The 25,531-nt window shown below is 30.9% G+C and carries 26 protein-coding genes; 5 read left to right on the plus strand and 21 right to left on the minus strand.

Translation table 11 applies throughout. The features are described 5' to 3' along the window. Positions 1–201: 201 nt before the first annotated feature. Positions 202–939, plus strand: a complete 738-nt coding sequence (locus tag AW732_RS00330) for a hypothetical protein (protein WP_156416034.1) — start codon at positions 202–204, stop codon at positions 937–939. A 180-nt stretch (positions 940–1,119) separates the two neighbouring features. Continuing rightward, entirely contained in the window at positions 1,120–2,835 is a 1,716-nt protein-coding gene (locus tag AW732_RS00335) for a hypothetical protein (protein WP_067956842.1), read from the plus strand. On the opposite strand, the gene AW732_RS00340 is transcribed toward AW732_RS00335, so the two are convergent. Both AW732_RS00340 and AW732_RS00350 read right to left on the minus strand, forming a co-directional pair. Beyond that, positions 2,821–3,348: a stage II sporulation protein M gene (locus AW732_RS00340; protein WP_067956846.1), complete on the minus strand. Its 528-nt coding sequence runs from the start codon at positions 3,346–3,348 to the stop codon at positions 2,821–2,823. The genes AW732_RS00335 and AW732_RS00340 overlap by 15 nt on opposite strands. A 694-nt stretch (positions 3,349–4,042) precedes the next feature. Continuing rightward, a complete protein-coding gene (locus AW732_RS00350; protein WP_067956852.1) occupies positions 4,043–4,495 on the minus strand; it encodes a CBS domain-containing protein in 453 nt (150 codons plus the stop codon). A gap of 409 nt (positions 4,496–4,904) precedes the next feature. Here AW732_RS00350 and AW732_RS00355 point away from each other — a divergent pair, with 409 nt between their 5' ends. Next, complete coding sequence (locus AW732_RS00355) at positions 4,905–5,372, plus strand: CBS domain-containing protein (protein ID WP_067956855.1); 468 nt, start codon at positions 4,905–4,907, stop codon at positions 5,370–5,372. 565 nt (positions 5,373–5,937) lie between these two features. Here the strand turns inward: AW732_RS00355 and AW732_RS00360 are convergent. The 9 genes from AW732_RS00360 to AW732_RS00400 form a co-directional block, all read right to left on the minus strand. Then, positions 5,938–8,238 (minus strand): HAMP domain-containing histidine kinase, encoded by a 2,301-nt coding sequence (locus AW732_RS00360; protein WP_067956857.1) that lies wholly within the window; start codon positions 8,236–8,238, stop codon positions 5,938–5,940. Between the two features lie 71 nt (positions 8,239–8,309). Beyond that, on the minus strand, positions 8,310–8,591 hold the full coding sequence (locus tag AW732_RS00365) for a hypothetical protein (RefSeq protein WP_067956859.1): 282 nt from the start codon (positions 8,589–8,591) through the stop codon (positions 8,310–8,312). A 56-nt stretch (positions 8,592–8,647) separates the two neighbouring features. Then, entirely contained in the window at positions 8,648–9,136 is a 489-nt protein-coding gene (locus AW732_RS00370) for a ferredoxin family protein (RefSeq protein WP_067956862.1), read from the minus strand. 62 nt (positions 9,137–9,198) lie between these two features. Continuing rightward, complete coding sequence (locus AW732_RS00375) at positions 9,199–9,687, minus strand: chemotaxis protein CheD (RefSeq protein WP_067956866.1); 489 nt, start codon at positions 9,685–9,687, stop codon at positions 9,199–9,201. Positions 9,688–9,708: 21 nt separating this feature from the next. Then, positions 9,709–10,530, minus strand: a complete 822-nt coding sequence (locus AW732_RS00380) for a protein-glutamate O-methyltransferase CheR (protein ID WP_067956869.1) — start codon at positions 10,528–10,530, stop codon at positions 9,709–9,711. A gap of 4 nt (positions 10,531–10,534) precedes the next feature. Next, positions 10,535–12,088: a chemotaxis protein CheA gene (locus AW732_RS00385; protein WP_172790354.1), complete on the minus strand. Its 1,554-nt coding sequence runs from the start codon at positions 12,086–12,088 to the stop codon at positions 10,535–10,537. Beyond that, positions 12,081–13,121, minus strand: coding sequence for a chemotaxis-specific protein-glutamate methyltransferase CheB (cheB, locus tag AW732_RS00390; RefSeq protein WP_253805514.1), 1,041 nt, complete (start codon positions 13,119–13,121; stop codon positions 12,081–12,083). The genes AW732_RS00385 and cheB overlap by 8 nt, the downstream gene beginning before the upstream one ends. Before the next feature lie 26 nt (positions 13,122–13,147). After that, positions 13,148–13,759, minus strand: coding sequence for a chemotaxis protein CheC (locus AW732_RS00395; RefSeq protein WP_172790355.1), 612 nt, complete (start codon positions 13,757–13,759; stop codon positions 13,148–13,150). Between the two features lies 1 nt (position 13,760). Then, complete coding sequence (locus AW732_RS00400) at positions 13,761–14,135, minus strand: response regulator (protein WP_253805515.1); 375 nt, start codon at positions 14,133–14,135, stop codon at positions 13,761–13,763. Between the two features lie 247 nt (positions 14,136–14,382). Here AW732_RS00400 and AW732_RS00405 point away from each other — a divergent pair, with 247 nt between their 5' ends. Then, positions 14,383–14,637, plus strand: coding sequence for a hypothetical protein (locus AW732_RS00405; RefSeq protein WP_067956877.1), 255 nt, complete (start codon positions 14,383–14,385; stop codon positions 14,635–14,637). A gap of 104 nt (positions 14,638–14,741) precedes the next feature. Here the strand turns inward: AW732_RS00405 and AW732_RS00410 are convergent, their stop codons facing one another. The 9 genes from AW732_RS00410 to AW732_RS00450 all read right to left on the minus strand — a co-directional run bounded on the left by AW732_RS00410 (position 14,742) and on the right by AW732_RS00450 (position 23,601). Then, positions 14,742–15,617, minus strand: a complete 876-nt coding sequence (locus AW732_RS00410) for a Fic family protein (protein WP_067956879.1) — start codon at positions 15,615–15,617, stop codon at positions 14,742–14,744. A 234-nt stretch (positions 15,618–15,851) separates the two neighbouring features. Beyond that, positions 15,852–17,345: a flagellar assembly protein FlaJ gene (locus tag AW732_RS00415; protein WP_156416035.1), complete on the minus strand. Its 1,494-nt coding sequence runs from the start codon at positions 17,343–17,345 to the stop codon at positions 15,852–15,854. Beyond that, the gene (locus tag AW732_RS00420; RefSeq protein ID WP_067956884.1) at positions 17,342–19,003 is read right to left on the minus strand and encodes a type II/IV secretion system ATPase subunit; all 1,662 of its coding nucleotides are present in this window, start codon (positions 19,001–19,003) and stop codon (positions 17,342–17,344) included. The genes AW732_RS00415 and AW732_RS00420 overlap by 4 nt, the downstream gene beginning before the upstream one ends. A gap of 8 nt (positions 19,004–19,011) precedes the next feature. Next, positions 19,012–19,710 carry an ATPase domain-containing protein gene (locus tag AW732_RS00425; protein ID WP_067956887.1) on the minus strand — a complete coding sequence of 233 codons (699 nt, stop codon included), beginning with the start codon at positions 19,708–19,710 and terminating at the stop codon, positions 19,012–19,014. Continuing rightward, positions 19,707–20,234 carry a hypothetical protein gene (locus AW732_RS00430; protein WP_067956891.1) on the minus strand — a complete coding sequence of 176 codons (528 nt, stop codon included), beginning with the start codon at positions 20,232–20,234 and terminating at the stop codon, positions 19,707–19,709. The genes AW732_RS00425 and AW732_RS00430 overlap by 4 nt, the downstream gene beginning before the upstream one ends. Positions 20,235–20,244: 10 nt before the next feature. Next, positions 20,245–20,715: a hypothetical protein gene (locus tag AW732_RS00435; RefSeq protein WP_067956895.1), complete on the minus strand. Its 471-nt coding sequence runs from the start codon at positions 20,713–20,715 to the stop codon at positions 20,245–20,247. A 2-nt stretch (positions 20,716–20,717) separates the two neighbouring features. Next, positions 20,718–21,974, minus strand: coding sequence for a hypothetical protein (locus AW732_RS00440; RefSeq protein WP_172790353.1), 1,257 nt, complete (start codon positions 21,972–21,974; stop codon positions 20,718–20,720). 214 nt (positions 21,975–22,188) lie between these two features. After that, positions 22,189–22,878: an archaellin/type IV pilin N-terminal domain-containing protein gene (locus AW732_RS00445; protein WP_067956901.1), complete on the minus strand. Its 690-nt coding sequence runs from the start codon at positions 22,876–22,878 to the stop codon at positions 22,189–22,191. A 333-nt stretch (positions 22,879–23,211) separates the two neighbouring features. Then, positions 23,212–23,601, minus strand: a complete 390-nt coding sequence (locus AW732_RS00450) for a pyridoxamine 5'-phosphate oxidase family protein (RefSeq protein ID WP_067956905.1) — start codon at positions 23,599–23,601, stop codon at positions 23,212–23,214. 307 nt (positions 23,602–23,908) lie between these two features. Between AW732_RS00450 and AW732_RS00455 the strand changes: the two genes are divergently transcribed. After that, positions 23,909–24,367, plus strand: a complete 459-nt coding sequence (locus AW732_RS00455) for a peroxiredoxin (RefSeq protein ID WP_253805516.1) — start codon at positions 23,909–23,911, stop codon at positions 24,365–24,367. 511 nt (positions 24,368–24,878) lie between these two features. Here AW732_RS00455 and AW732_RS00460 read toward each other — a convergent pair. After that, the coding region (locus tag AW732_RS00460; RefSeq protein ID WP_156416037.1) for a hypothetical protein at positions 24,879–25,531 on the minus strand (653 nt) is incomplete at its 5' end.

A 25,531-nucleotide genomic window follows, 5' to 3' on the forward strand; every position in this document is an offset into this window, starting at 1 on the left:
ACTGATTTTTTTATTTTTTTAGACTTTGAAAATCTGATGTTAATTGTATTTGTTATTTTTAATTATACATTTTTTGACTCATGTATAATGTATTGAAAAATTATTTTTTTCATCTGTGTTGCGTATTGTTTTTTAACTTAATTCTACTTTGTGATTTGTTTTTTCAGCATAATTAAAATGCCTAATACATCAAACCCAAGTATGAAGAAAAAACTCAAAATTAATTCTGTTGCTGAATCTTTATTGATTTTTCTAGTTATGACTGCAATATTCTTACCTGTAAGACTGATATTTGTTTCATACTTTTCAGATGATTGGTTTGGCTCTTTTGGGATAATTTTTGTTATTTCAATTGTAATGATTGTTTTGATTAAAAAAAAGAAACTTGGTTGGTTTGGCAATCTTTTTGAAAGAAAATTAGCTAAAGTACAATATGGGAAAAAAGCCATTCTAGTATACGGCCAAGCAATTTTTTTTGTACTTATTTTAGGTTCACAAATATATACAGTTCAGATGGGTCATACACAATATTCAGATATAAAAAATTCCATGCTATCTCATCAAAACAATCTAAATGATTTGAATTACCTTGTAGACAATAGTGATCTTGATACTGCAAGTATTGTTAATTCTATTCTCTCAGTTCCTTCCACTATGGCAAACTCTTTTCCCATATATTCAGCATCCATGGCAATAGTTGACGATGCTTTTGATGGATGGTTAATACACATGTACACAGTAGGGTTTGCAGAATCTATTGAAATTATCGGCATTATGCTGTTTTATCGATTTGTTTTTGTTGACTCTATTCATTATGCAAAATTTTATTCTTTGTTAAATAAACTTCATTGTAAACCAGATTATATTTTGAGTGCAAAGCCTACAAAAGAGCAACTAGATGACCTTATCTCAGGATTGAAGAGATTAATGAAAAAATAATTTTATTTTTATTCATTTTCTACTCCATATCCATCAAATGGCGTTTCAAATTATTTTATGATACGAGATAATTTGTTGATCTGTATGTATGATATCAAATCTAGTCTAAATCATTGAAATATTATCAAAAAATATCTTTTACAATATGAAATTTAAATAAGAAATTCCACATCAAACATGATGAAATACACATCTGATGATATCGATTTGGTCAAAAAACATCATTTGGGCGATATGGGACGAATACAATACATTATTGAATCATTGTATTCTGGGAAAGATCTTCCAGAATCTGATGAATCATATTTTAATGAAGTGGTAAAAAGATCAAAATTACAAGAAATCAATCAAAATAACAAATTTGTTGAAACGGTAGATTTTCAAGAATCTGAGAAATTTGTTGATTCTACCAATGTAATTAATAATGAGATCAACTCATTTGACAATCTTGAAAACAACACCAAAAGTAACTCGGAAAATCCCTCAAAAAATGATAGTGTATTTGAAACAATTGATCCAGTTAAGCAAGATCATTATGAAAAAGAATTAAATGAAAAACACAGTTTGTATGATTCAACAAGAAAAGAATATGAAATCGTCACAAAAAAAGGAAGTGAGTCTGCTTTTACAATTTCTGAACTTGAGAGAGAAAAACATGAAAATGAACAAAAAATTTTGAAAACAAATGACGAATTAGATAATCTTGAAAAATTAAAACAATATACCGATGAACAAACAAGAAAGTTGATCAAATCATCTCACGATAATAAAAAATCTAGAAGTTCAAAAATAGATAAAGAACAATCGTCCTTAAAAATTGTAGAAAATTCTACAAAAAAAACACAGAGTAATTTAAACAAAAAAATAAACTCATTAAAATCTTCAAAAAATATTTTGCAACAATTGTTGAATTCAAGAAAAAAGAAAAAAGAAATAAAAACTCAAATTGATTTAGAAAAAAATTTAATAGATAAATCAAAAACCATACTTGAAAAACAAAAACATCTTGAGAAATTTGATTCTAAAATTAAATCTGTTTCAAATTCAAATGACGACGTCATAACTGAATTACACACTATGCAACAAAAACGAAATAACATTCACAAAAAAATATCAGATATTTTTGATCAAATTGACGATAAGATTAATGATGAACAGCATTCAATAGAAAATTCTAAAAAAGAACATCAAATGCTTGTTGAACATCAAAAGCAAGAAAATAAAAGAATAGATGAAAAAATCAACGAGTTTGGACAACAACAAATTGAACATAATAAAAAATTAGACAATATCCAAAAAGAGATTGATTTTATGAATGATTCTCGTAGGTCTTACGAAGATTTAATCATAGAAAATAAAAAAACGCAAAAAGAACTTGAAGACAAAGTTCAAACAAGAAAATTGGAGTTAGAAAGCATAGAAATTAAAAAAAATACCGCAGAAATGGAATTGTCAACTGCAAAAGCCCGTATGGAAAAGGCACAAGAACTTTATGATAAAGAACTACAAAAAAATAAAAAATTAACTGAAGACATTGAATTTAAAATTAGATCTGAACAGGAAATCCAAGAATCACTTTTAAAAGAAATTCAAAAAACTTTGAATGAAAAAAAACACATTGATGAAGAAATAGAATCTGAAAAAAATAAAATTATTCAACAAGAAAAGGAAATTAAAAAAATTTCTCAACATAAAAAAACTTTTGAGAAATCAAAAGAAGATTTTGAGGATCTTCTCGGATTTGTTTCCAAGAAACAAAATATGTTAAAATCACTTCAATCACGTAGGTTAGATATGGAAAAAAACATGAATCAAAAATCAAAACGTATGCAGGAGGATGAAATAAAACATAAAGATTATTTGAAAAAACTTAAAGATATTTTAGATGATCTCTAGTCCCATTTCAATGGCATGATTCATAATTGTAATTTCTAAAATTGCCCCTGTTAGTAACAAAATACATACTAGAAATATTTCTAGAATTGTTCTTTTGATTTGTTTTATAGGATTTTTCTTTTTTATTACATCTAGTAAAATCAAAGTTCCCCGAGACATTGCAATTCCATAGGATACTACTTCCATTAACCCAAATGGCGTTAAAAATAATGCCATTAGCGGATGAATATTAATTGATGTTTCTGCAGATAGTACAGAAAAAGCAGTACCTGTAGATATAGCAGATATTATTCCCCAAATAACCCCTGCTCCTGGAATGAACATTACAAACGTAATTCCCAAATTATGCAAAAAAATGCCCACAACATCAATATTTTCTGTAATTTTGTTAATTTCTTTGATCAGTTGTTCTTTTTCTAATTCATTTACATCCAAAAATGTCCCTACAAAAAATGAACTTCCATAAAGTGCTACAAATGTTAACAAATAGACTATTCTAATTTTTTGGATCATTTTATTTTCTAATTTATTGTATTTTAATAATTGTCAATATCCATCATAACCTTAGTTTTTTGTCAATATTGTTTATATTCAATACATCAACTTCTATTCCCTTAAATTCATGTTTCATACTACATTGAGGACATAGTTTTATTAAAAACATCTCACCTGAAAATGGACTTTTGATCAATTTTATTATGGTTTTCTTATTTTTATCCACACATTTAGACATTGGTGAATCTATACGAAATTTTGAGTGCTCTAAAAATCCAGATACCAAATTTTTATTTTTGTCAAACACACTTTTTTTAATCGTCTCCTTAATGGTATTTTTTGTGTTGTTCATTATGATCAAACTATATTCTATATTATGTTGGATTTTTATATTTTCATTGAAACATGTGTATTTAGCATTAGAATGTTCACGGGGAACTGAACATATTATTTGTAATAAAACCAGGAATATTTCAGGAGTTGTTAATGCAGAACAAGTACAGGGAATTTACACTGTATTGATCAATGTACAAGTGAATTCAGAACAATCCCTTAAGGACATAATTTCACGTATACGCAAAATCAAACAAATAATTACTTTGATTACGTTACAATGCTTAGTTAGTTAATCTAATTATCAACATCCATCAAACAAACATAGGTTATTTGTTGTATTATTAGTTCAATTTAATAAACATAATACAATTGAACGTTATGAATTATCAATATTTTTTTTAAGTGCCATTCGAAGCAGTATTTTTTGAGTCATTTTCTGTACCTCCAAGTTGGATGTGATGCCACAGGCACGAACAATATCTGTGACTGTAATTATACCAACTAATTTGTTTCCATCTCTTACTGGCATTCGTCTTACTTGTTTTTTGTTCATTTTATTTGCAACATCCCATGCAGTTTCAGTGGGTTTTGCATATTCTATTTGAGTCGACATTACTTCAGATACTGGAATATCTAAAGAAACATTTTCTGCAACTACCCGACGAACGAAATCTCTTTCTGTGATTACTCCGTCTGGAATTCCTTTATCTGTTAAAATGACACAACTAACAGATTTTTCTTTTAGAATCTTTGCAATTTCTTTAATCGACAAATCTTCTTCAGCTGAAATTACATCACTAGTCATAATATCCTTGACAACTAAATTCATGGAATGATATATTCCATCATTTCATTTATAGTTCTGTATGTTTATCCTAAACATACCAATTTGTTTTTTTAAATAAATGTATGATTCTATTTTATTGTAATACAGATTTACAAATGATATGATTTTCTAATCATAAATTAGTTTTTTCTGATGTAGGGTTTACTGTTTGGATTTTTATGAAATTATACCAATACTGAATAATTATTTACCACATCTAGCAATTTCTGCGTACTGTATTCAAGCATTGATGTTTGTTTTGAACTTGTAATCTGTGTGTACATTATAAACAAACGATCTGATATAATCTTTATTTGTAAATGATATTTAATGATACAAACATCAAGTACATTTGTAAACTATTTTGTTTTGAAAGGAGGAATCAGTAGCAATACTACCAGAGGATGTAAACATGTCTGAACTTTTAATAAAAAAAATAATGACTTTAGATGTATCTTACATTGATTGTTCAAAGACAGTGTTTGATGCTATGTGTTTGTTATCTGAAAAAAATACATCTCATCTCATAGTTACTAAAAAAGGACTTCCATATGGGATGTTTTCAAGCACAGATGTTTCCAAACATTGTGTTAAAAGCGATTCGTTGCTATGCGATGTTATGTCTACACCACTCATCATGACAAAACCTGAAGACAATATTTTGAATGTTTCAAAAACAATGACAACCAATAACATCTCTGCATTACCAGTATTTTCTGACGGATTGATGGTAGGCATTATAACTTTACAGAACATCGTTGAAGCATTTAGTGTTGCATCAGATTCATCAGTTAAGGACATTACACATAAAATGATGATTCGTCTGGCCATTTCTGATAAAATTAAAAATCATCAAGAAGAATCAGAACTCGTCATTTAATTGCATGAATTACAAATTTACAATAAATGAGATCATTGTGATTTAAAATATTCCATCTAAGGTTTATGATGCACAGTTTAAGTGTGTTAGACTTTAATGTTTACTGCAGAACTTTTGAACCAATCTAATTCATGTTTTACCATACTTTGTATGTACAACGATTTCCAATTAAACTAGAATAATCAATCAACTTAAAATCAGTTACAAGATAGACTTGTGGTAAAACATCACTATTTCAAAATTTTAAAATAATTCTGTTTATAAATTCAAAAAAGTTAGAAAATAATTCAAAACATATCAAAAATTTAAAGCGATAAATCACATACATGTATGAACAAACTGAACATACTAAACAAGATAAAGAACAAAGACAGATAACAAATAGACTAGTTAAATGTTCTTAGGTACAAAAATTTTTCTTGTACCAAACTATTTTTTTAATCAACATTGTAAAAAATATTATAAACAATTTACAAAACACAATAAACATCAGATACATAAAATTAAACAAGACATCATTGCAAAAAATAATTATCTATAAAACAATTTAACGTGTTTTAAATTTCTAAGGGATGGAGTTTGAAACATTATCAGTTAAAGGGAGTGAAACAATAAAAGTAGAACCAGAATCAGAATTATTAAAACCAGAAATAGAACCATTGTGAGCATTAACAATTTTTTTACAAATATACAATCCCAAACCCGATCCCCCTTCAGGACCCGATGTGGGGTTCATTGTGACAAATCTAGAAAATAATCTAGGGAGCATACGTTTTGGAATCCCATAACCAGAATCTATCACAGAAATATTAAAGAAAGAACCATTGATTTCAGATACAATTTTAATTTTATTCATATCAGATCCATACTTGATAGAATTTTCAATAATATTTGAAAAGACTAATTTGATTTTTTCAGAATCACAAGGAATTTGATAATCATCAACATCTACAGTTACAACAATGTTTTTTTGTTTTAGTAATGTTTTCTTTGACATTACTACAGATTGTATAATATTTTTGATATTATTATGATTCATAGAATACTTGAGAGAATTTGATTCAATCATACTGACTGTCAAAATATCATCAACTAGTAGTTTTAGTCGTGTAACGCTACGAGACATACCGTCAAGGGCATCATCTTGAGAAATTGTACCTGATTTTAATAATTTGACATAATTCATGAGTGGTTGTATAGGAGTTCTTAATTCATGAGCTGCCAAATCTATGAACTCTTTTTTTAGATTAAGATCTTCAATTTCTTGAGTGATATCTACACCGATTAACAGGTATCTTTGAGGAGAAGAATATCCATCAAATAAAGGTAAAACAGATACATTCATCCAAAAGGTCACAGGTAAATTAAATTTTAAAGTACCATGCCAAACTTCGCCACGATGAGCAGAAATAAGGATTGGGCTAAACAAAGAAGGATCATCTAAAAGATCACCAAGAAGACGTCCAACAAAATTTACCTGAGATGACCCAGATTTTTTCATGAATTGATGATTAAGAGACACAATATGCCCTGAAGAATCCAAAACTATAAGAAATGAAGAGGAGTCAAGAGATGAAATAATGTCATTGGATTCTTTTTGTTTAGATTCAATTACTGATTTTAATTCCGTTTCAGATTTCCAAAGTTTCTGACGCATAGAATTAAACGATTTTGTCAAATCCCCAATTTCATCAGATGATGACGTAGTAAGATTACTAGAATAATCACCAGACTCTAAAAGAAGTGCATTAGATTGTAATTTTTCAATTGGGTTTGAAAGAGACCTAGATAAAACAATTCCAAATAAAGCAACACCAATAAGCAAAATAAAGAAAATTATCAAGAATTTTATTTTGATAAAATCAATTTGTTTTAATTGGTCAGATTTTATAGTATTCACATAATTTTTGATTTGTGTGTTTTGATTTTTTAGATCAATATCGACGATATTTTGTAGATCTGATTTAGTTACAATATTCAGATCAGCATGGAAACGCATTTGCTGATGTTGAGACATAACATCAAACAAAAACAATAAAAATTTAGAATCATCCTTTGAAATGTCAAGAAATGAAAGTTCAGAGGCTACAGAATTTGCAAAAATTAAAGTTTTTTCAGAAGTCGTAGTATCAAATAAATCAGAAGGTAAAACATTTACAGAATTTGCAATTTTTGTAGTCATCAAAGGAAAAGAATTGGAAGAAATTTTTTGGGCAAGATCTTTTTGATTAGATATTACATCATAATGTGTAGAGGTATTAAACTCAGAAAGGTATTTTTTAAAGATATTATCAATTAAAGAACTAATTAACAAAAAAGATTCGTTATTTTTATTTTTAAATTCAACGTCAGATAAGACATCATTAGAATAAAGTAATGAATTCTCAATACTCAATGAAATTAAATAATTATTGATTATTTTATGTGAAGAGTCAGAGAATTTGCGATCATCAATGTATGACAAAACATTTTTGTTTTTTTCATCATAATCATTCAGAGATTGTTTTTGGATTTCTTTAAGATGCAATATGTTTTGATCACGAGAAACATCCAAAAAGCCATAAATTTTTAAATTTGATTGTTCAATTTTTTGAAAAGTTGAAATGTCTGAAAAACTTTTTTCTTTAAGAAATAAAATTTTATCGTCAATTAATTTATGGGTAGATAAAACAGTTGAAAAATCAACCGTATCATCTACAAATCCATCAAACAACAAAATTTCTTTGTCATATAATGAATTCAAATTATCAAGTTCTTGAATTATTTGTTGTTTTTCAAATAATTCATTAACAGAAATCCATACAAAAAACCCCATAACAAAATAAATTGAAAGAAAGCTAACCAAAACTTTAGTTTTAATTCTCATAGTATTATCAATTACAAACAGGGCAAAAATAAATATTTTTAAAAATATGAAAAATAAAAAATACTAAAACATTACAACATGCAATTGATTTCATCTATGATCATTCTAGAATCATAATTTAGATGTCTGGTTGTATGAAGCTCAGTTTCACCATTTTTGATAGATTGTTTGATTTGCTTTGATTCTAGTTTTGCTTGTTCTTTTAAACTAGATGTTCTAGAGGACACATCTGATAAATCACCACAAACAAGTTTTTGAACTGCAGCATCCAATGCCAATAAACAAGTCATATCAGCAGTGTTCTTAGCAGAATTGTCTAGATATTTTGCAGTCAATGATTGTGTTTTTTCCATGTTTTATCATCACATTAAGAGTACATGAATAAGTGTTTGTTTAAAATGAACAAAATTTATGGGAATTTAGAATTTTTATGAACAGACATGTTAGATTGATCAACTTTGATTGCAACAGTAGGACAAACTTGTACGCATTGCATACAAAATGAACAGTCCATCTCTCTAATTGGTTGAGCTTTATCAGTTCTATCTAAACGACCTGTTCGTTCAATCATACCACGACCTGAAAATGTACGTTTTGGGACATCAGTTGCAGGGATGTTTTTTTCAGTCCTATACCATTGAAAAACATCAGTAGGACAAACATCAAGACAATTACCTTGAGCAACGCATGAATCCCAATCAACTGCAACAATAGTACCATGAACTCCAATAGGCGTAATTGATTCATCATGATCCTTATACGCATTAATGACATCCTCATTTTGAGATGCTTCTTTATTTTCACCAGGGCCCCAAATATAGTAGAAATTTTTATCCAATATATCAGAAACACGACCAGTAATTTTATGGTTTTTTGGAAAATTTGGATCTATAGGCATTAAGACTATAAACAAATAAGGGATATCTAAACAGATGTTTGTTTAAATTACACACACAAGGTTTACAAGGTTTTTATTCCAAGTTTTGTTTTGACGTTAATCAAACCATCATCAACATTCAAAGTAACCCATCGGCCATTTTGATTCCCAATATCCTCAGAATGTAATTCTATATTATGAAAGGTTAATGACTGTTTTATAGATTCTACATTTCTTCGTCCTATGTTGTATATGTTATCATCATCCTCACATTCATACGAAAAAGTTTTTGCACCGCCAGCAATTTTTGCAACGATAGATTTTTTATCAGATCCTCTTCTTTCCATTTGTGAAATCATGTTAGGTATTGCTTCATCGGCAAATTTTCCTAGTCTTTTAGTATCAATATCAACATTATGAACATTAGTAGGTTGCATTACATGAGACATACTTGCAACCTTATTTTGAGGGTCATACATACAAACTGCAACACACGAGCCAACAAAAGTTGTTAAAATATGCGAAGATGAATTTGTTTTTAATCCACCTATAGGAACAAGTATTTTATCCATTAAAAAAAACTCCTGTAAATGTCAATTCAATGGTTTTTCCCTTTTTTGAAAAATTTTTTGTTTTAGATCAAACGGAGTAAATAAATTAGAAAAATTCTCATTTACAAAAACTTCATCCATTCCAGAAACAAGAAATCCACCAGGTTTCAATGAATCGTAAAAATTATTCACCACAACATCTTGTGCTTGTTTTTCAAAGTATATCATTACATTTCTACAAAAAATCATATCAAATTTTTTGGTTGTAGGTTTAGAAATATCTTCAAGTCTAAATGTAATTGGTTTTCGTATTTGAGGAGATACCTGATAAGAATCAGCATTAAATTTTGTAAAATATCTGGCCTTGAAAAGAGAGTCAATTTTTGATATGTCAGATTCTTTGTATATGCCATCTGATGCATGATCAAGGGCTTTTTGGTTTCTATCAGTGGCAAATATCTCATAATTTAGTGATGTACGACGTAATCGTTCATTAAGTAAAATAGATACAGAATAAGGTTCTTCGCCAGTAGCACATCCAGCACTCCAAACACGTAATACTCCAGATAAATTTGGTCTAGAAGCCAATACAGGAATAATTTTTCGCCCTATAGTATCAAAAGGGGAAACATCTCTAAAAAAAGAAGTGACATTTACAGAAATAGATTTTACAAACGCTTCAAACTCATCAGGTGTTTTTAAGAGTTGTAAATATTTAGAAACATCAGAAATTTTACATGCATTCATTCTCAAAACAATTCGTCTCTGAATGAAAGTTTTTTTGTATCTATTTAGAGAAAAACCATTGTTTTCCACAATGCGTATAACAGAAGGTATAATATCAGATTCAGTTTGCATTGCCATAAACCTACACCGAAGTTAATAATAATGAAGGATCAAGAATCAGAGCAACACCGCCATCAGGGAGAATTGTTGCATCTGAAAACAGTTGTGTTTCATAAAGATTAGTATCAAGTTTCTTAATCACAATTTCTTGTTTCTTGTCAAATGAATCAATTACCAATCCATGTTTTGCGCCATCACGTTCAACAATTACAATAGTTAAAACATCATCAGAATTGGATGATTTTATTCCAAGAATTTCGTCAATTTTTACAATTGGAATTATTTCATCATTTAATCTAAATACTTTAGATCCATTAATATCTAAAAGATCTTGGGGAGGAACTTTAACAGTAGTAACAATTGTAGAAATAGGGATGACAAATTTTTCTTGACCAATTTTAACTAACAACCCTCCAATTATTGCTAAACTGAGTGGGATTCCCAAAATGATCTTTGTGCCTTTCCCTTTTGTCGTTGAAATTTTAACATTGCCGCCAACTTTTTCAACCTGAGAAAATACAACATTCATTCCAACACCGCGACCAGAAACATCAGTTACTTCTTTTGCACTTGATAAACCAGGGGTTCCAAGTAATCCAACTACGTCCTTATCAGACATTTTTTGGGCATTATCTTCAGTGATGATTTGTTTTTCAATTGCTTTTTTCTTTATTGCTTCAACATCAATTCCACGGCCATCATCTTGAATAGTAATTTCAACACGATCACCAGAATGAGATGCAGTAAGAGAAAGATTACCAATCTCAGATTTTTTATTCTTTTTACGTTCTTGAGGGGTTTCTAATCCGTGATCAACGGAATTTCTAATCATATGCAATAACGGATCAGAAATAGCATCAAGAATAGTACGATCAAGTTCAATTCCCATACCATCCATTTTTAAATCGACTTTTTTATTTTGAGAATTAGATAAATCACGAATCATTCTAGGAAATCGATTAAATATATGATCAATTGGAACGAGACGAATTTTCATCATTTTATAATGCAAGTCGGTGATAATTTTGTCAAAACTCATCAAAACTTGACGTGATTCATCAGACATCATATTATCTAGAGTTTGAGATAAGCGCATTTTTGAAATCATCAATTCACCAATTAAATTAACTATAGAATCCAAGGAATCCATTTTTACGCGAATAGTTGAAGAAGATGTTGAGGCAGAATCATCTAAACTAGATAATGTAGAAGATTCTGGATTTTTTATTGCAGAAAGATATAACTCAAGATCAATAGTATGTTTTTCATCTGTAATTAATAATTTGATTGCATCAACACAAGAAAATAAAACACTTGCCATATCATTAGATAAAACAGATTCGTCTTTTCGAAATTTATCAAATTCATTTTCAATTGCCTTACAGAGTTCTTTGACTTGATCATATCCCATGGTAGCAGACATACCTTTCAAGGTATGCGCAGAACGAAATAAAATATCAATATGTTCTTTTACATTTGGTTCTTGTTCTAATTTTAGCAAATACTCATTTAGACTTTCTACATGTTCAGTTGCTTCTTGAACAAATAATTCACGATATTGTGAGTTATCAGACATTGTCATTTACCGTCCGTACTATTGCAGAACTAATATTTTCAAGGGAGACGAGTTTATCAACAGCTTTTAATTCGCAAGAGGATTTGGCCATGCCAAAAACTACTGAAGAGTCTTCATCTTGAGCAATAGTTTTTCCACCTCGTTTTTTAATTGACTTCATTCCAAATGCACCATCATGACCCATTCCAGTCATAATAACACCAATGGTATTAATTCCAAAATGTTCACAACCAGAAATCATTGTTTTGTTTACTGATGGTCTAACACCATAACGTTTTGTTTCAGAAACCAAAGATATTGTACCATCAGGATTTACAACCATATGAAAATCTCCAGGAGCAACAAGAACAGTACCGTCTCTAATTTTGTCACCTGTTTGTGCTTCTTTGATATGTAAAGGACATATTTTGTCAAGGCGTCTTGCAAAATCTAATGTGAATCCTTTGGACATATGTTGTACTAGTAAAATACAAGCAGGTAAATCATCAGGAAGTGTTTCAAATACCTTACTTACTGCACTAGGTCCACCAGTTGATGAACCAATTACTACAAGTGTTTTTGAAATTTCATCATTTAATACGACAGATGTTTTCTTTGGAAATGAATTGATTTTATTTGTGATCAATTTGACGGGATTTGAATTACTAGCTGTATTTATTTTATTTATTAATTCTTCAGAAAAAGATGTAATATCCATAATATTTTCAGGAATCAGAGCATAATCTACTGCACCAAATTCTAAAGCATCAAAAACAATTTTTGCACCCTCTTTAGCATAACTAGATACAACAATTATTGGAATCAAATTTTCTGCAAGAATATTTTGTATTAAAGATAAACCATCCATATGAGGCATTTCCAAGTCAGTCAAAATCACACGAGGTTTTTCTAATGGTATTTTAGCCATAGCTTCTTTTCCATCCATAGCAGTACCACATACATGCATTCCATCAGATGATTTGACAATATCAGATATCAGATTAGTCATATATGCAGAATCATTTACAACAAAGACAGGAATAGATGAACTCAAATCACACACACCATATCACTACAAAGTCAATTCATAGAATTGTGATTTGCTAAAAGTTTTTTTGCATTTTCAGTATTTAGTAAAATTATCACATGAATTTTTGTTCCGTCATCGCCAGATAACACCACATCAGAGACAATTACATCGCCAGTATCACTTGCAATTTCTGCAGCTGGTTGTTCTAAAAGACTACGATAATCATTTATGCCAGAACCGGGAACTCCACCATCTAACTGAAATCCTGTCTTGTCAGAAATTGCATTAAAAAATGAACCAGCCATAATATTTCCGACCTCATTTATTGAAGATTGTCCCAATTCAGTCAAGTCTTTCAAATCTTGTTCACCTAATAATTTTGAAGCAAGTTTTTTTGCACTATCAAGAGGCATGTAAAATAACAATCCTACATTAAGATCGCCTTGAGTATTCAAATGTACGCCATTCATAGTAATCATGTCTACAAAAGGTGGAACGATATCATCCAATTCAACAAGGTCTTTTTGAACTACAGAACGTAGTTTATGTTCAACATTTGTGCCAAGCATCATACTTAATGCAGAAGCTGTTTTCTCACTGATGTAAGAGGACAAAATTTTACCAAATTCATCTCGTTCAGTTTCATTCAGCAGACTAGGCATTTTAGGCACTCCTTGACACATTACTTAAAACAGACGACACCATTTCACGATCAAATGGTTTTGTTATGTAACCTTTGGCTCCAATTTTCATAGCATCATCGACAACATGTTTTTGTTCTACTGCAGTTACCATTACAACTTTTGCAGTAGGATCTATAGTCAAAATTGCTTTTAATGCCTGGATCCCATCAGCTTTTGGCATATTTACATCCATAGTCACTAAAGATGGTCGATTATCTTTGAAAGATTTTACAGCTTCTAATCCATCACCTGCTTCAAAGATAGCAGTAATTCCAGTATTCTTTAAAATATCTTTGAGTACAACACGCATAAAAGCTGCATCATCTACAACTAGGACGCTTTTAACAGAAGACAAAATCTTCTCCTAAACTGGTAAAAGTATTTTTCATATTCTGATTAATTTTAAGATAGATATAGATTTCAGTGTGTTTAAAATGGACAAACATCATGAAACTGTTTTAGAATTAAAATTATTTTAAATAAATAAATTATTTAATTGGTAAAATAAACAGGGATAGAAAAACCATTAAACTAAATTTTTAATGCTTAGACAGTACAAAACAACCAAATAACTTAATAGTTATTATTTTTAAAAAAGATAAATGCATGAAGCAATTAATTTATTGAAAAGAATCAATGAAGAGGATTTGCAAAAACCAAGAGATAGTTTGCAAAGACACGAATGGGCGTTAAGTTTTCTACCGGAGGCAATCAGACAATTAAAAGAGTTAGAAAAACGAGTAGAAAAACGAGGAGATGATGAAATGTTACAAAAAGTAAGAGAGTCCATTAAAAATGCAAATAACGTAAAAACAAATCTGCTGCAAGGAATAATAAATAAAAACAAAGAGTCCTGAAAACAGGTTATAAAAAAAATACAAATTAAAAAACAAATTTTGTTTAAAAGACTTTTGGTAAGAATCATAGTTTTAATTAAATCAAACTAGATTTTTTTCAAAATTTATTTTATGAATTTTTTATTATCTCGGAGATATTTTGATACCAGCCATTTGACAAAAACCATCCCATCATTTTTCATATAAGATGACTCTAATTTGTTAATGTATGTCTGTTTTTCCTTGGGTGTTATGTCTATCATCGGATAATTATTTTTGTGTAAAATAAAGATCATCAACAATCTTCCAATTCTTCCATTTCCATCAATGAATGGGTGAATTAGTTCAAAAGAGTTATGAAATCGTGCAGACAGTTCTACTGGGTTTAATTTCTTTTTTTCAGAGTTATACCACTTTATCAGAGAACGTAGTTTTTCTTGAACCTCACCCCATAAAACATATTCTGTCTTACCAAGATATGGTTGTACATCTTGTCTTCTAAAAGCACCAGCATTGTTTGTGTCTGTTTTTTCAAATAGCATTTCATGCCAGCATAAAATTAGTTTTTCGCCAATATCCTTAGTATAAGATAACATCAAATCAAATAGCGTGCCAAGCTGTTGTGCTTCAACTATATCTTTTATCGATGTATTTTGTGGAGACAGACCAAATTCAAGAAGTTTTCTGGTTTGACCCAATGTCATAGTACTGCCTTCAATTTTTTGGGTACTGTATGTGTGGTTTATCTTAAATCCATGATGTTCATTTTCAAGTATTTTTTTGTCCATTTTTTGAGTATAGAACAAGTAATTTTGATGAATTTTTTCCAACAAGTCATACTTGTCTTTTCGGTATGACTCTATTTCAAAAGATTTCATTTGTTCATTCAGATCTTTTGGAATTGTAGTTCCCAGATATTTCTGTGTAGAAATATTTCTAGAAGAATACTTTAGATAGTACTTTGTCTTTTCATTAACATTTCTTTTTATCAGGCTTACCATTAATGAATAAGGTCACCACAATTATATAAAATTTATAAATTGTATATAATTTGTAGTGACATAAAAAAATTAATTCATTTTAACATTTCAATATAAAAAATTCACATCTCTTGTGTTAGTATGATTTTTGGTCTGTCTGCAAATATCAAACAATCAACACAGGTAGGGTTTGAAATGAGTGCAATTTTCATGTCGGTATTTTTAGGAAACTCTGCAAATACTGAAAAAAATTAATCATATGCCAATGTCTGAGAACATTCCCTCAACCATTATTCCTACAGCATATCCTGTAACTGCACCAATTACACCCAATAATCCAACATTGAACCATACGGTGTGAAAAGAGCCACCTTGAGCGGCTTTAATTGCAAATGAATTAATGAATGTAAGAGTAACTATCATCACAGGCATCATTGTGTTTAATAATCCAGGATCAATGGGGGCAAAAGCTATGGCCATATTTTTGACTTCCACACCACTTAAAATAGTGTGAAAGAATTTTACCAATACATTCATCAAACCAAATACAGCAATTGCCAAAACATGTAACATGATAGTGATGTTCTCAAAAGTTTTTGAAACCATTTGTCGCTTTTCTTTCATGTCATTAATTTTTGAAGAAATTTCACCTATCATATTTGCAGTGTGGTTGATTTTTGCACCATGAGAAATACCTCGAGACATAATGGTATTTCCAGATTCTATACTAACGCTTTTGGTTTCTTCAGAAAACAAATCAAAGGCATCCTCAGTAGGAACCTTGTTTAAAATTCTATTATGTAGTCCCACAATATTTTTGTTAAGAGGTCCAAAATTTGAACGAAGAACAGTTTCAAGTGAAGCACTCATAGATCCTACAACAGAATAGATTTCACCAAAATGTCGAATGAATGTAGGATACCATTGTTCAAGTTTCTTAATTTCAGATTCTTTTCTTTTTGCAATAATACCAGGTAAAATAAAAGCACCAAGGGAAATGGCAGGAATTAATGGGGCAGGCATTAGTTCTGTAACCAATAAGACAATGCCAATTCCTGCACCAGCACCACCAATTCCTGCAAGAATCATTAATTGTTTTTTCTTGTCTTGTTTTGTTTCAATTGTGTTATTTTCTCGCGGATATAAGAAAAAAATCAAAAATACAAATGTGGCAAGGCCTCCCATGATTCCAAAAAAGGCACTCAAAAATTGTGATTCAGAATCACTAGAACCAGAGATCATAGACATAATAATTACAGAAGACAACATGAATACTGCACTGGACATCATAGTGTAATGCATTTCAAGGAGTTGTTTCATAGATTCAAGGGATTTCTCATATTCGATTTCAAATGTATGCATAACAGTTTTTAATTCATTTGTAAAAAATAAATTCAAATCATCACCTAGTCTAATAATTTGTCCCAACCTTACCAACATGTGTTTTAAAGGCAACAAGGAATCTGCTGTTTTTTGTGCAATTAACTCACATGCATGTGCTACACCATAACGCCATCCAACACCAAAACTATACACTTCATCAAATGTGTCAGTATACACACCATATTTTACAACTCCTGCAGTTTTGAATAAATCAATAGGACTTATTTCTCCAGAAGCTAAAGCAGATAAAAAAGTCACAAAGTAAACCATTTGTGTGTCAAGTTTACGAATAGATGAAATCTTATTTTTTGAGCCAAGGACTATTTGTTCACCTGAAGTTTCTTTCTTTTTTGAAAAAAGGTTCAAGCTATTTGTTCCTCCAACATGTAATTTTTCCATCCAAGTTTGAAAACTTTAGAAATTTCAGCATATACATCATAATAATTCAATATACCGTTTGCTGCCCAATGATCAAGGATTCTTGCACGGCCTTCCAATTCATCATACAGTAATGGTTCATCAGCTTTTGACATTCCTCTCATTTGTAATACTTTCATTGCAAATAACGCACTACTTCCACGTCCACGAAAAGACGTAGTGTCTGTAGCAGGATCCCACGTAAATAAAGGCACAAACATCACATTGTCATTTACAGAATCATATCCTACAATCTCATTGATGGATAAAACTCTACGAAGCATTCCACCATCAGGCCCTTGTACTGCACCTTGAAACAGAGCAATGTTGAGGTTCTCAGCATTAGCCTTTGGCACATTGATTGGTTCTGCAACAAGTCTTTGCATTAGTGATTTTACATTAGCTGCGTGGAAAGTACTAATTACTGGGTGTCCAGTTTGCATGGCCTGAAATGCAACATTTCCTTCAGCACCTCTGATTTCACCGATCATAATATAGTTAGGCCTCTGTCTTAATGCAGCTTTAAGTAAATCAAACATTCCAACACTGGATGCCTCAGAGCCAGTGTTTCGGGTCACCTCACTAATCCAGTTAGGGTGTGGCATTGTAATTTCAGGAGTATCTTCAGCAGACACAATTTTTGCAGAAGGTTTTACAAATGAACTAAGTGCCATGGTTGTGGTGGTTTTACCAGATGCAGTTTCTCCACAAATAAAACAACTCATACCAACTTCAAACATCATCCAGATGTATGCAGCTTGTAAGGAATTCAAAGTTTTAAAATTAAGAATTTCAGTAATAGAAATTGGAGTGGAAGCAAATCGTCTAATTGTAGCATTTGTTCCTTTTCTACTAATATCAGTTCCATATACAATGTTGATACGAGAACCTTCAGGTAATGTAGCATCAACTATAGGTCTTGCATGAGATATTGTTTTACCCATTTGTTCAGCCATTCCAATCATCAAATTATCAATTTCAGAATTAGTTAGCCATACAGGTGATTTTAATGGACCAAAAATTTTATGCTCTACAAACATATTTCCAGCACCTATTATTGAAATATCCTCCATATGTGGATCAGATAAAAATGGTTCAAGCAATCCAAGACCTACACGATTTCTTAAGAAATGATATTTCAAACTGTCAAAGAGGTCAGAAGTTACAGGTATTGTTTTTGATTTTCCGATTTCAAATTTAGAATAATCCACAGGTTCATCAGAAACTTGTAAAAGTTTTATCAAATACTCTTCAACCATCATGAATCGTTCGTTACGTTCTGAAGGTGGTTTCATGTCAGCTGCTGCTTTTCCAAACTGTACATCTACTAAATGAGTTAAATCAGGCTCAGCTGGTGGGGGATCAATTATTTTATACTCATTGTATCCATCAAGAACTGCAGGAAACGAATTGATGTGAATGTATAAATCATCATTGATAGGATAAATCAAACTAGGTTTATTGATTTTTTTAAATGAACGATCTATTTCATCGTAAAAATCAGGTATTTTGTTACCTAATTTTACAACAGATTCAAGGTATTCTCTGAGATATGTTTTTTTGTCAACATGTTTTTGAAGATTTGGATCAGTTATAGATAACGACATAATATCACCTAAGCTGCAGACAATGGAACTATCTTAATTCCAAAGTTTGGATCGACTTCATAACTGAATCTGTTTGTAATTTGCTGTTCAGTTCCTAAAAGTTTTACAACATTCATAGTTTTAACTTCTTTTCCAGCAACGGTAGTGGAGCCAAGTTTCATGTAACCATCACATGCAGCTTTGATTCGTAATGAGATATCAGAGTTTAAGGAGTCAGGATGTAAAGTGAGAATTACAGTGTGACCATCATTTACTAAATGTTTACACAATGTAAAAAATTCTAAAATTGAGCTATCATCAGCACCGGTTAAAAGTAAAGACATAGAATCAATTACAATACAATCGTTTTTTGGGGAATTTACAGTCATATATCTTTGAATGACAGGAAGGATCATTTTTGAATTGTTTTTTGACCACTGCATACCATAAACTTGGAGTGGAAGAATAGTCAGTTTATTTTGTAAAAAACTAAATGTAAAATTAAATGTAATTGATTTCATATTAGCAAGATAAGAACGTATAGTGGATTCAGTAATCAATAACACATTTTTTTTCCCCTTTAGAAGTCCGTCTATAAACAATCCAGAAAGAGAGGTCTTTCCAGTACCATGTTCACCTTCAATGAGCAAAAGTGATGGAAAAGGTAATCCTCCACTGATTTGTCTATCTACCTCTTCATTTCCAGTTGAAATTATTAAATGACTCATGAGATCACCTGCTGGGATTTTGTAGTAGTAATTCCCTTATCAGATGAGACAACTAAAATTAAATTACCTCCATCAATTACTGGGTTAGATAAAGCAATCTGAATATGTAATGTTTCATCAGGATTGAGCAATCCAGGATCTGCTATATCATCATCAATTTGAGAAACACACCAGTTTCCAGATGTAGGAATACATGAATCAACATAATTAAAAGAATGTATGGTACGTGAAGAAGTACCAGAAATATTGGCATCATAATCAACAAGAATTAAAAATTTTTCAAAGTTGTATAGTTTTGTAGAACCTGAGTTTTTTAGATATACATCAATAATGCTGCTTACTGGTGTTGCAGAAATTGAATCAATATCTAATGAAGTTTTTTGAATATGAGATAATGTAGATGACTTTTGTTTATATATTTGATCAAGTTCCTGACTGCTACTTAGAAAAGAAGGCATTGTCATCATCATACTCAACATAGCAAACAACATTATTCCACCAGCCATTGCAGTACTAAATCCCAATACATATCACCTAAGAAGCCGTAAAGATGTAATCACTGGACACACCATTTGGAGTAACTATACGAATGTTGTAGATAGTATCACTGGAAAGTGAGTAATCAGAAGATAATGTTAACTGAATAGTATCATCGACATTCCAAACAGACGTAGTTGAATAAAATACCCACTTTGGGGCTGAATTATCATCATAAGGAATTTTTTGCATTGAACCCATTTTGCCAAAATAAACATCAATAGAGTCTGGAGAGGTTACAGGTTGAATCCCTATATTTTTGACCCAAATATCAATTTGATTACTAGTAGGGTTTGATGCATAGACAATTGCAATATCTGTTAGAATAATCTCTTTTTGTTTATCAGAAGATGCAATAAATGCAGATTGAAAAGTGTTAGTTTTAGTTAGCATGACACCTGCAAGCGAGGATGCAATTACAACAGATGCAATTATTAAAATTGTTTCAGCAATTACTACAGATGCCAATGTTATGGAACCTCCAAAGAATCAGCATTATTTCTTGTTTTGTCAGATTTTAATTTAATTAATTCTTTGTCGTCAAAACCTAAAAATTCCTTGAGTCTAGTATATTTCATTAAGGAATTAGGAGTAACCACATTAGATTGTTTTTTGTTTTTCTTGTGGCGTTTAGAAGATTTAGAAACAGAATCCACATCATCATCATTTAAGAAACTTAGAAGATTTTCTATTTTCTTATTTGCATCTTGAAGTGATTGTGAAGAAAGTTGTTTTGAAGAGATCATAGTGTCGTTAAAATTTGCTGGAGCAGCATCTTGAGCTGGAGCAGCATCTTGAGCTGGAGCAGCATCTTGAGCTGGAGCAGCATCTTGAGCTGGAGCAGCATCTTGAGCTGGAGCAGCATCTTGAGCTGGAGCAGCATCTTGTAACGGTGAATGAGTGTTATCAGTAGAATTTGGAATATTGTCTTGATTAGATGTGTTAACAAGAGAAACATCTTCAGACGGATTTACATCATCAGATATGGATACAGTTTCAATTCCAGGTAAAGGTCGTGTAGGATCAGATAATGTTTTGATATCCATAGTATCAAAATATTTTCTCATAAAGTTTAATGGATTTGAAATTTCAGATTGAAATGATTTGAAATCAGTTAAAGTAGTTTCAAAAGAATTTGTCAATCCATCAACAGTTTCCTTAATACCATCAATATCATTTTTTACGAGGTTTACAGTTTTTTCTACAGGTTCGAATTTATCTGTGACCATTTCTTCAATTTTAGATTCGTCAAATGCAGGAGGAGCTACAGAAGGAGAAATCACAGTAGTTGCAGCAGGGATTACTAAAGATGAAGAATCAGACACAGTAGCAGATGACGAATCAGGTGAAGGTGATGGATTGCCAGTAGCTTCTGCTACAAGAGCATCAAGTTCTGCATTTTGTCCACCATACTCTTGTTCATCATCAGACTCAGTTTCTTTTTTAGTTTCTTTTTTAGTTTCTTTTTTAGTTTCTTTTTTAGTTTCTTTTTTAGAACCATTAGAGGTTTTTAGTTCAAATGAAGACGGTAAAAATTTAGATAATGCAACTAGTCCACCAAATACACTAACTGTTGGAATCATCAAATACATAATAATATTAATTTCATCAGATAGTAATTCAGGAAAATAATCATAAACTACAAGTGCATAAATCAAAAGTCCAGCACCAGCTACAAACAATCTCATTTTTTGTTTACCATCAGAAAGAAAAGACATTTGTGCCACTTTACACATCCACCTTTGAGAAATCACATAACACATTGCACATATTTACAAATGGCAATAATACATTATGAATGATTAACATGATTTTATTGATTCAAATTATTCTATATGCGTAAGTGTGATCATTATGAACAACGTTTGAAACAAAATGAAAGAACAATACAAAATAAATTAAAAATCATTAAAAAAATAAAAAAAGGAAAAAAATCTATAACTATCTCAAGTCATAGTATTTGTCGCCTGAAACTAATGATGGGATAAATCGGTCAATAGAGAGTACTGCACCTTGTTCTCCAGATACTTCAACATGTATAGGTTCATTGTGTCCTGGACCTTCACCATCTGCAAAGACAATTGTGAGTACTGCGTTTTCACCTCTTTCTAGAAGAGAGTCATCATCAGCATTGCTACTAAAGGATATTAATCCAGCAGTTGTGTCGGAATTTAATGCAGTTGCTGCAAGAGGATTGCCTGTAAAGTGGGTACCTTCTGCTGCAGTCAATAATGCAGAAGTTGAAGTGTACATAGTACTACCAGGATAGGTATTTTTCAATATATCTGCATAAGACATTGCATTTGTTTGAACCTTAACTTGAGAATTTGCTTCATCTAAGTTAATTGGGTTACCAGCAGTTGCTATTTTTATTGGTATAGTTAATGCATTTAATTTTGCATTTCCATTACTGTCATCTACTGTGTAGATACCAGTAACGCTGCCAGACAACTGAATGCTGCTTCCTGACTCTTCTAGACCCGCCATAATAGTTTCTTTGGCCTGTTGTGTGGTTGAGAAACCTGTGTTAAGTACAACAAAGGCAAGACTTGCAGCTACAATTACAAATGCAATCATAACTATTGCAGACTCGACTCCGAGTACTCCACGACGTTTGGTCAATTTTGTCATGATGATGTGTGGGAATTATTAGACTATATGGTGTGGTGTGTTTAGTTTGAACATTTTACAGATCTGTTGTGTGTTTAGTTTGAACATTTTACAGATCTGTTGTGTGTTTAGTTTGAACATATGACTATGACATTGTGTGTTTAATACACACATACCATATACTATAACCCCAAAGACAAATAAAAATATGCCAGCATACTTGTTATGCACGTATGCTTCAAAGTGTTGTGATGATTTGGAGGCATGCCAGAAATGGTATGTCCGCCAAAATCATTTCATAATACAAAGGCATTTTTTTTTTATTTCAAATAAAAAAATAAAACAAGTTATTGACTATGCATCATATTTTGGTGAAGCAAGTTCAACTGCAGAATTTACTTTAACCAGTACAATGGTATTGATGTTTGTAACACCATTATCTTTGTACATTGAAACTGCCTTGTCTAGTTGTTCACCTTCAGTGTGAATTGTTGCATCTCCACTAAACTTGAATCCTTTTTGTTCTTGTGGATCAACTACATTAATCTCCACTTTAGGATTGGATTTCAGATTCGTCAACGTATTGTCAGAGTTTATCAATGAAAAAACCAAGGTTTCATCATCAAATGTAAGAGTGGTTCCCTTTGGTGATAGATTTGGAGATCCATCAGAAGAAACAGTTGCCACAAAACCCATTTTTTGAGTGTTGACTAAAGACTTCATATCTTCAGTTAATGTTGTCATGTCAGGTTAACATAAAAAGTATTATAAAATGATTTTGTATATAAATAAAAACACAGTAATCAAACTAAAAATATTCTGGAGGTATTTGGAGCAACATATTGAGACATGTAACAATTTAAAATGCAAGGAAAGTAAAAACAGGAGTAAAATAGATCATATTCCCAAATAATCTAAAAAACACAGGTACAAAAAAACAAGTGTAACAAAATAGAAATTTTTAACCTACACATAGATTAAAAAAAATTAAGAAATGTTAAAAAAATCACGTATTGGAAAAAAATATTAAGAAAAAGATCAGATACACATTATGGTATCCATTGGAGATGTTGCACCATCATTTGAGTTGTATGACACTGATTTAAAAATTAGAAAATCAGATGAATTTGGAGATAAATATGTAATATCATTTTTTGTTGCTGCAAGTTCACCTGTTTGTGAAACTGAAATGTGTACATTTAGAGATAAATGGTCAAAGATAAAAGATGCAGGAGCACAAATTATAGGGATAAGTAATGATGGCCCATTTGCAAATAAAGAATTTGCGACAAAACACAACATCACATACCCAATACTTGCAGATTTTACTCGCTCTGCAATTAATGCATACGGAGTATTAATGCCCGACTTGTTACATATTAAAAACTATAATGCTGCAAAACGTTCTGTATTTGTAATTAAAGATAACAAAATAGCATACTCTTGGATATCAGATGATCCACTAGTAGAACCAAAGTACGAAGAGATTTTCAATTCGTTAAATGATTAATTGTTAAAATTTAATTCTAAAACTAATTTAATATTTTAAATAAAAGTAGGTATCAAGTGCTTGGATGTATGTCTAGATTGTTTTGTAAAGTTTTGAGTTTCTTTCCAAATGATACCATGGAATCATTATATTTTAAAAGATAATACAATTACATCAATTATGAACTAAGATTTAAAAAATATTTGTATAAAATGAACATACAGTTTCTTTTAGTATAGGTTAAAGTAGTTAAAGTAAGCGTGTTTGAGGTAACGCCGAACTAAGCCTAGGTAAAGAGTTCAAGAACAAACCTTGTATATCATCGGAGAAACAGTATACATCTCCACATGATATAGTTTTTAATTATATCAAGAATTTAGTAAGATAAATTATTTATTTTATTTACATATGGAAAACAATTTTATGTTTTTTAGAGAGTGGTTTCAAGATGTTAAAAATAACAAATACAATTAACACCAGATTTTTTCAAAGTCTAAAAAAAATAAAAAAATCAGTCTATCTTGTTTGGTGACTATCCTAGATCATAGTATGTGTCACCAGCAATTAGTGCTGGGATGAATCGGTCAATAGAGAGTACTGCGCCTTGTTCACCAAGTAATTCGATGTGGATTGGCTCATTGTGTCCTGGTCCTTCACCATCTGCAAAGACGATTGTAAGGACTGCATTTTCACCTTTCTCTAAATGAGAGTCAGCATCTGAGTTACTTGTAAAGTAAATCATACCGGCAGTTGCACCAGCATGTACTGGAGCTGCAACATTATTTGCGCCTACAGCTAGAACATCACCAGTTGCATCAGTGTTTGCAACTATTGCTGCAGAAACATCTGTAGATGAAGTAAGTTCATTTGCTGCACCACCAGAAACAGTTTTGTCTAAAACATCTTCATAAGAAATGCTGTTAGTCAAAACTTTGACTTGGGTTACTTCATCGGCTAGATTCACAGGATTGCTTCCTGATGAGATTTTCAATGGAATTGAGATCATGTTTAATCTATCCTCAACTGCACCAGATGCACCACCTGTAGTTGAAGCAATTGAATAAACACCAGCTACGCTTCCTGAAATCTGAACGTTGCTTGCTGACTCTTCTAGACCTGACATTATGGTTTCTTTGGCCTGTTGTGTGGTTGAGAAACCTGTGTTAAGTACAACAAAGGCAAGAC

Source organism: Nitrosopumilus sp. Nsub, assembly GCF_001541925.1.
Classification (GTDB): Archaea; Thermoproteota; Nitrososphaeria; order Nitrososphaerales; family Nitrosopumilaceae; genus Nitrosopumilus.

Bases quoted from the DNA above. Each gene is read 5' to 3' on its own strand.
- AW732_RS00330 (WP_156416034.1), top strand. From the start codon at position 202: ATGAAGAAAAAACTCAAAATTAATTCTGTTGCTGAATCTTTATTGATT.
- AW732_RS00335 (WP_067956842.1), top strand. From the start codon at position 1,120: ATGAAATACACATCTGATGATATCGATTTGGTCAAAAAACATCATTTG.
- AW732_RS00340 (WP_067956846.1), bottom strand. From the start codon at position 3,348: ATGATCCAAAAAATTAGAATAGTCTATTTGTTAACATTTGTAGCACTT.
- AW732_RS00350 (WP_067956852.1), bottom strand. From the start codon at position 4,495: ATGAATTTAGTTGTCAAGGATATTATGACTAGTGATGTAATTTCAGCT.
- AW732_RS00355 (WP_067956855.1), top strand. From the start codon at position 4,905: ATGTCTGAACTTTTAATAAAAAAAATAATGACTTTAGATGTATCTTAC.
- AW732_RS00360 (WP_067956857.1), bottom strand. From the start codon at position 8,238: ATGAGAATTAAAACTAAAGTTTTGGTTAGCTTTCTTTCAATTTATTTT.
- AW732_RS00365 (WP_067956859.1), bottom strand. From the start codon at position 8,591: ATGGAAAAAACACAATCATTGACTGCAAAATATCTAGACAATTCTGCT.
- AW732_RS00370 (WP_067956862.1), bottom strand. From the start codon at position 9,136: ATGCCTATAGATCCAAATTTTCCAAAAAACCATAAAATTACTGGTCGT.
- AW732_RS00375 (WP_067956866.1), bottom strand. From the start codon at position 9,687: ATGGATAAAATACTTGTTCCTATAGGTGGATTAAAAACAAATTCATCT.
- AW732_RS00380 (WP_067956869.1), bottom strand. From the start codon at position 10,530: ATGGCAATGCAAACTGAATCTGATATTATACCTTCTGTTATACGCATT.
- AW732_RS00385 (WP_172790354.1), bottom strand. From the start codon at position 12,088: ATGTCTGATAACTCACAATATCGTGAATTATTTGTTCAAGAAGCAACT.
- AW732_RS00395 (WP_172790355.1), bottom strand. From the start codon at position 13,759: ATGCCTAGTCTGCTGAATGAAACTGAACGAGATGAATTTGGTAAAATT.
- AW732_RS00405 (WP_067956877.1), top strand. From the start codon at position 14,383: ATGCATGAAGCAATTAATTTATTGAAAAGAATCAATGAAGAGGATTTG.
- AW732_RS00410 (WP_067956879.1), bottom strand. From the start codon at position 15,617: ATGGTAAGCCTGATAAAAAGAAATGTTAATGAAAAGACAAAGTACTAT.
- AW732_RS00420 (WP_067956884.1), bottom strand. From the start codon at position 19,003: ATGTCGTTATCTATAACTGATCCAAATCTTCAAAAACATGTTGACAAA.
- AW732_RS00425 (WP_067956887.1), bottom strand. From the start codon at position 19,710: ATGAGTCATTTAATAATTTCAACTGGAAATGAAGAGGTAGATAGACAA.
- AW732_RS00445 (WP_067956901.1), bottom strand. From the start codon at position 22,878: ATGACAAAATTGACCAAACGTCGTGGAGTACTCGGAGTCGAGTCTGCA.
- AW732_RS00450 (WP_067956905.1), bottom strand. From the start codon at position 23,601: ATGACAACATTAACTGAAGATATGAAGTCTTTAGTCAACACTCAAAAA.
- AW732_RS00455 (WP_253805516.1), top strand. From the start codon at position 23,909: ATGGTATCCATTGGAGATGTTGCACCATCATTTGAGTTGTATGACACT.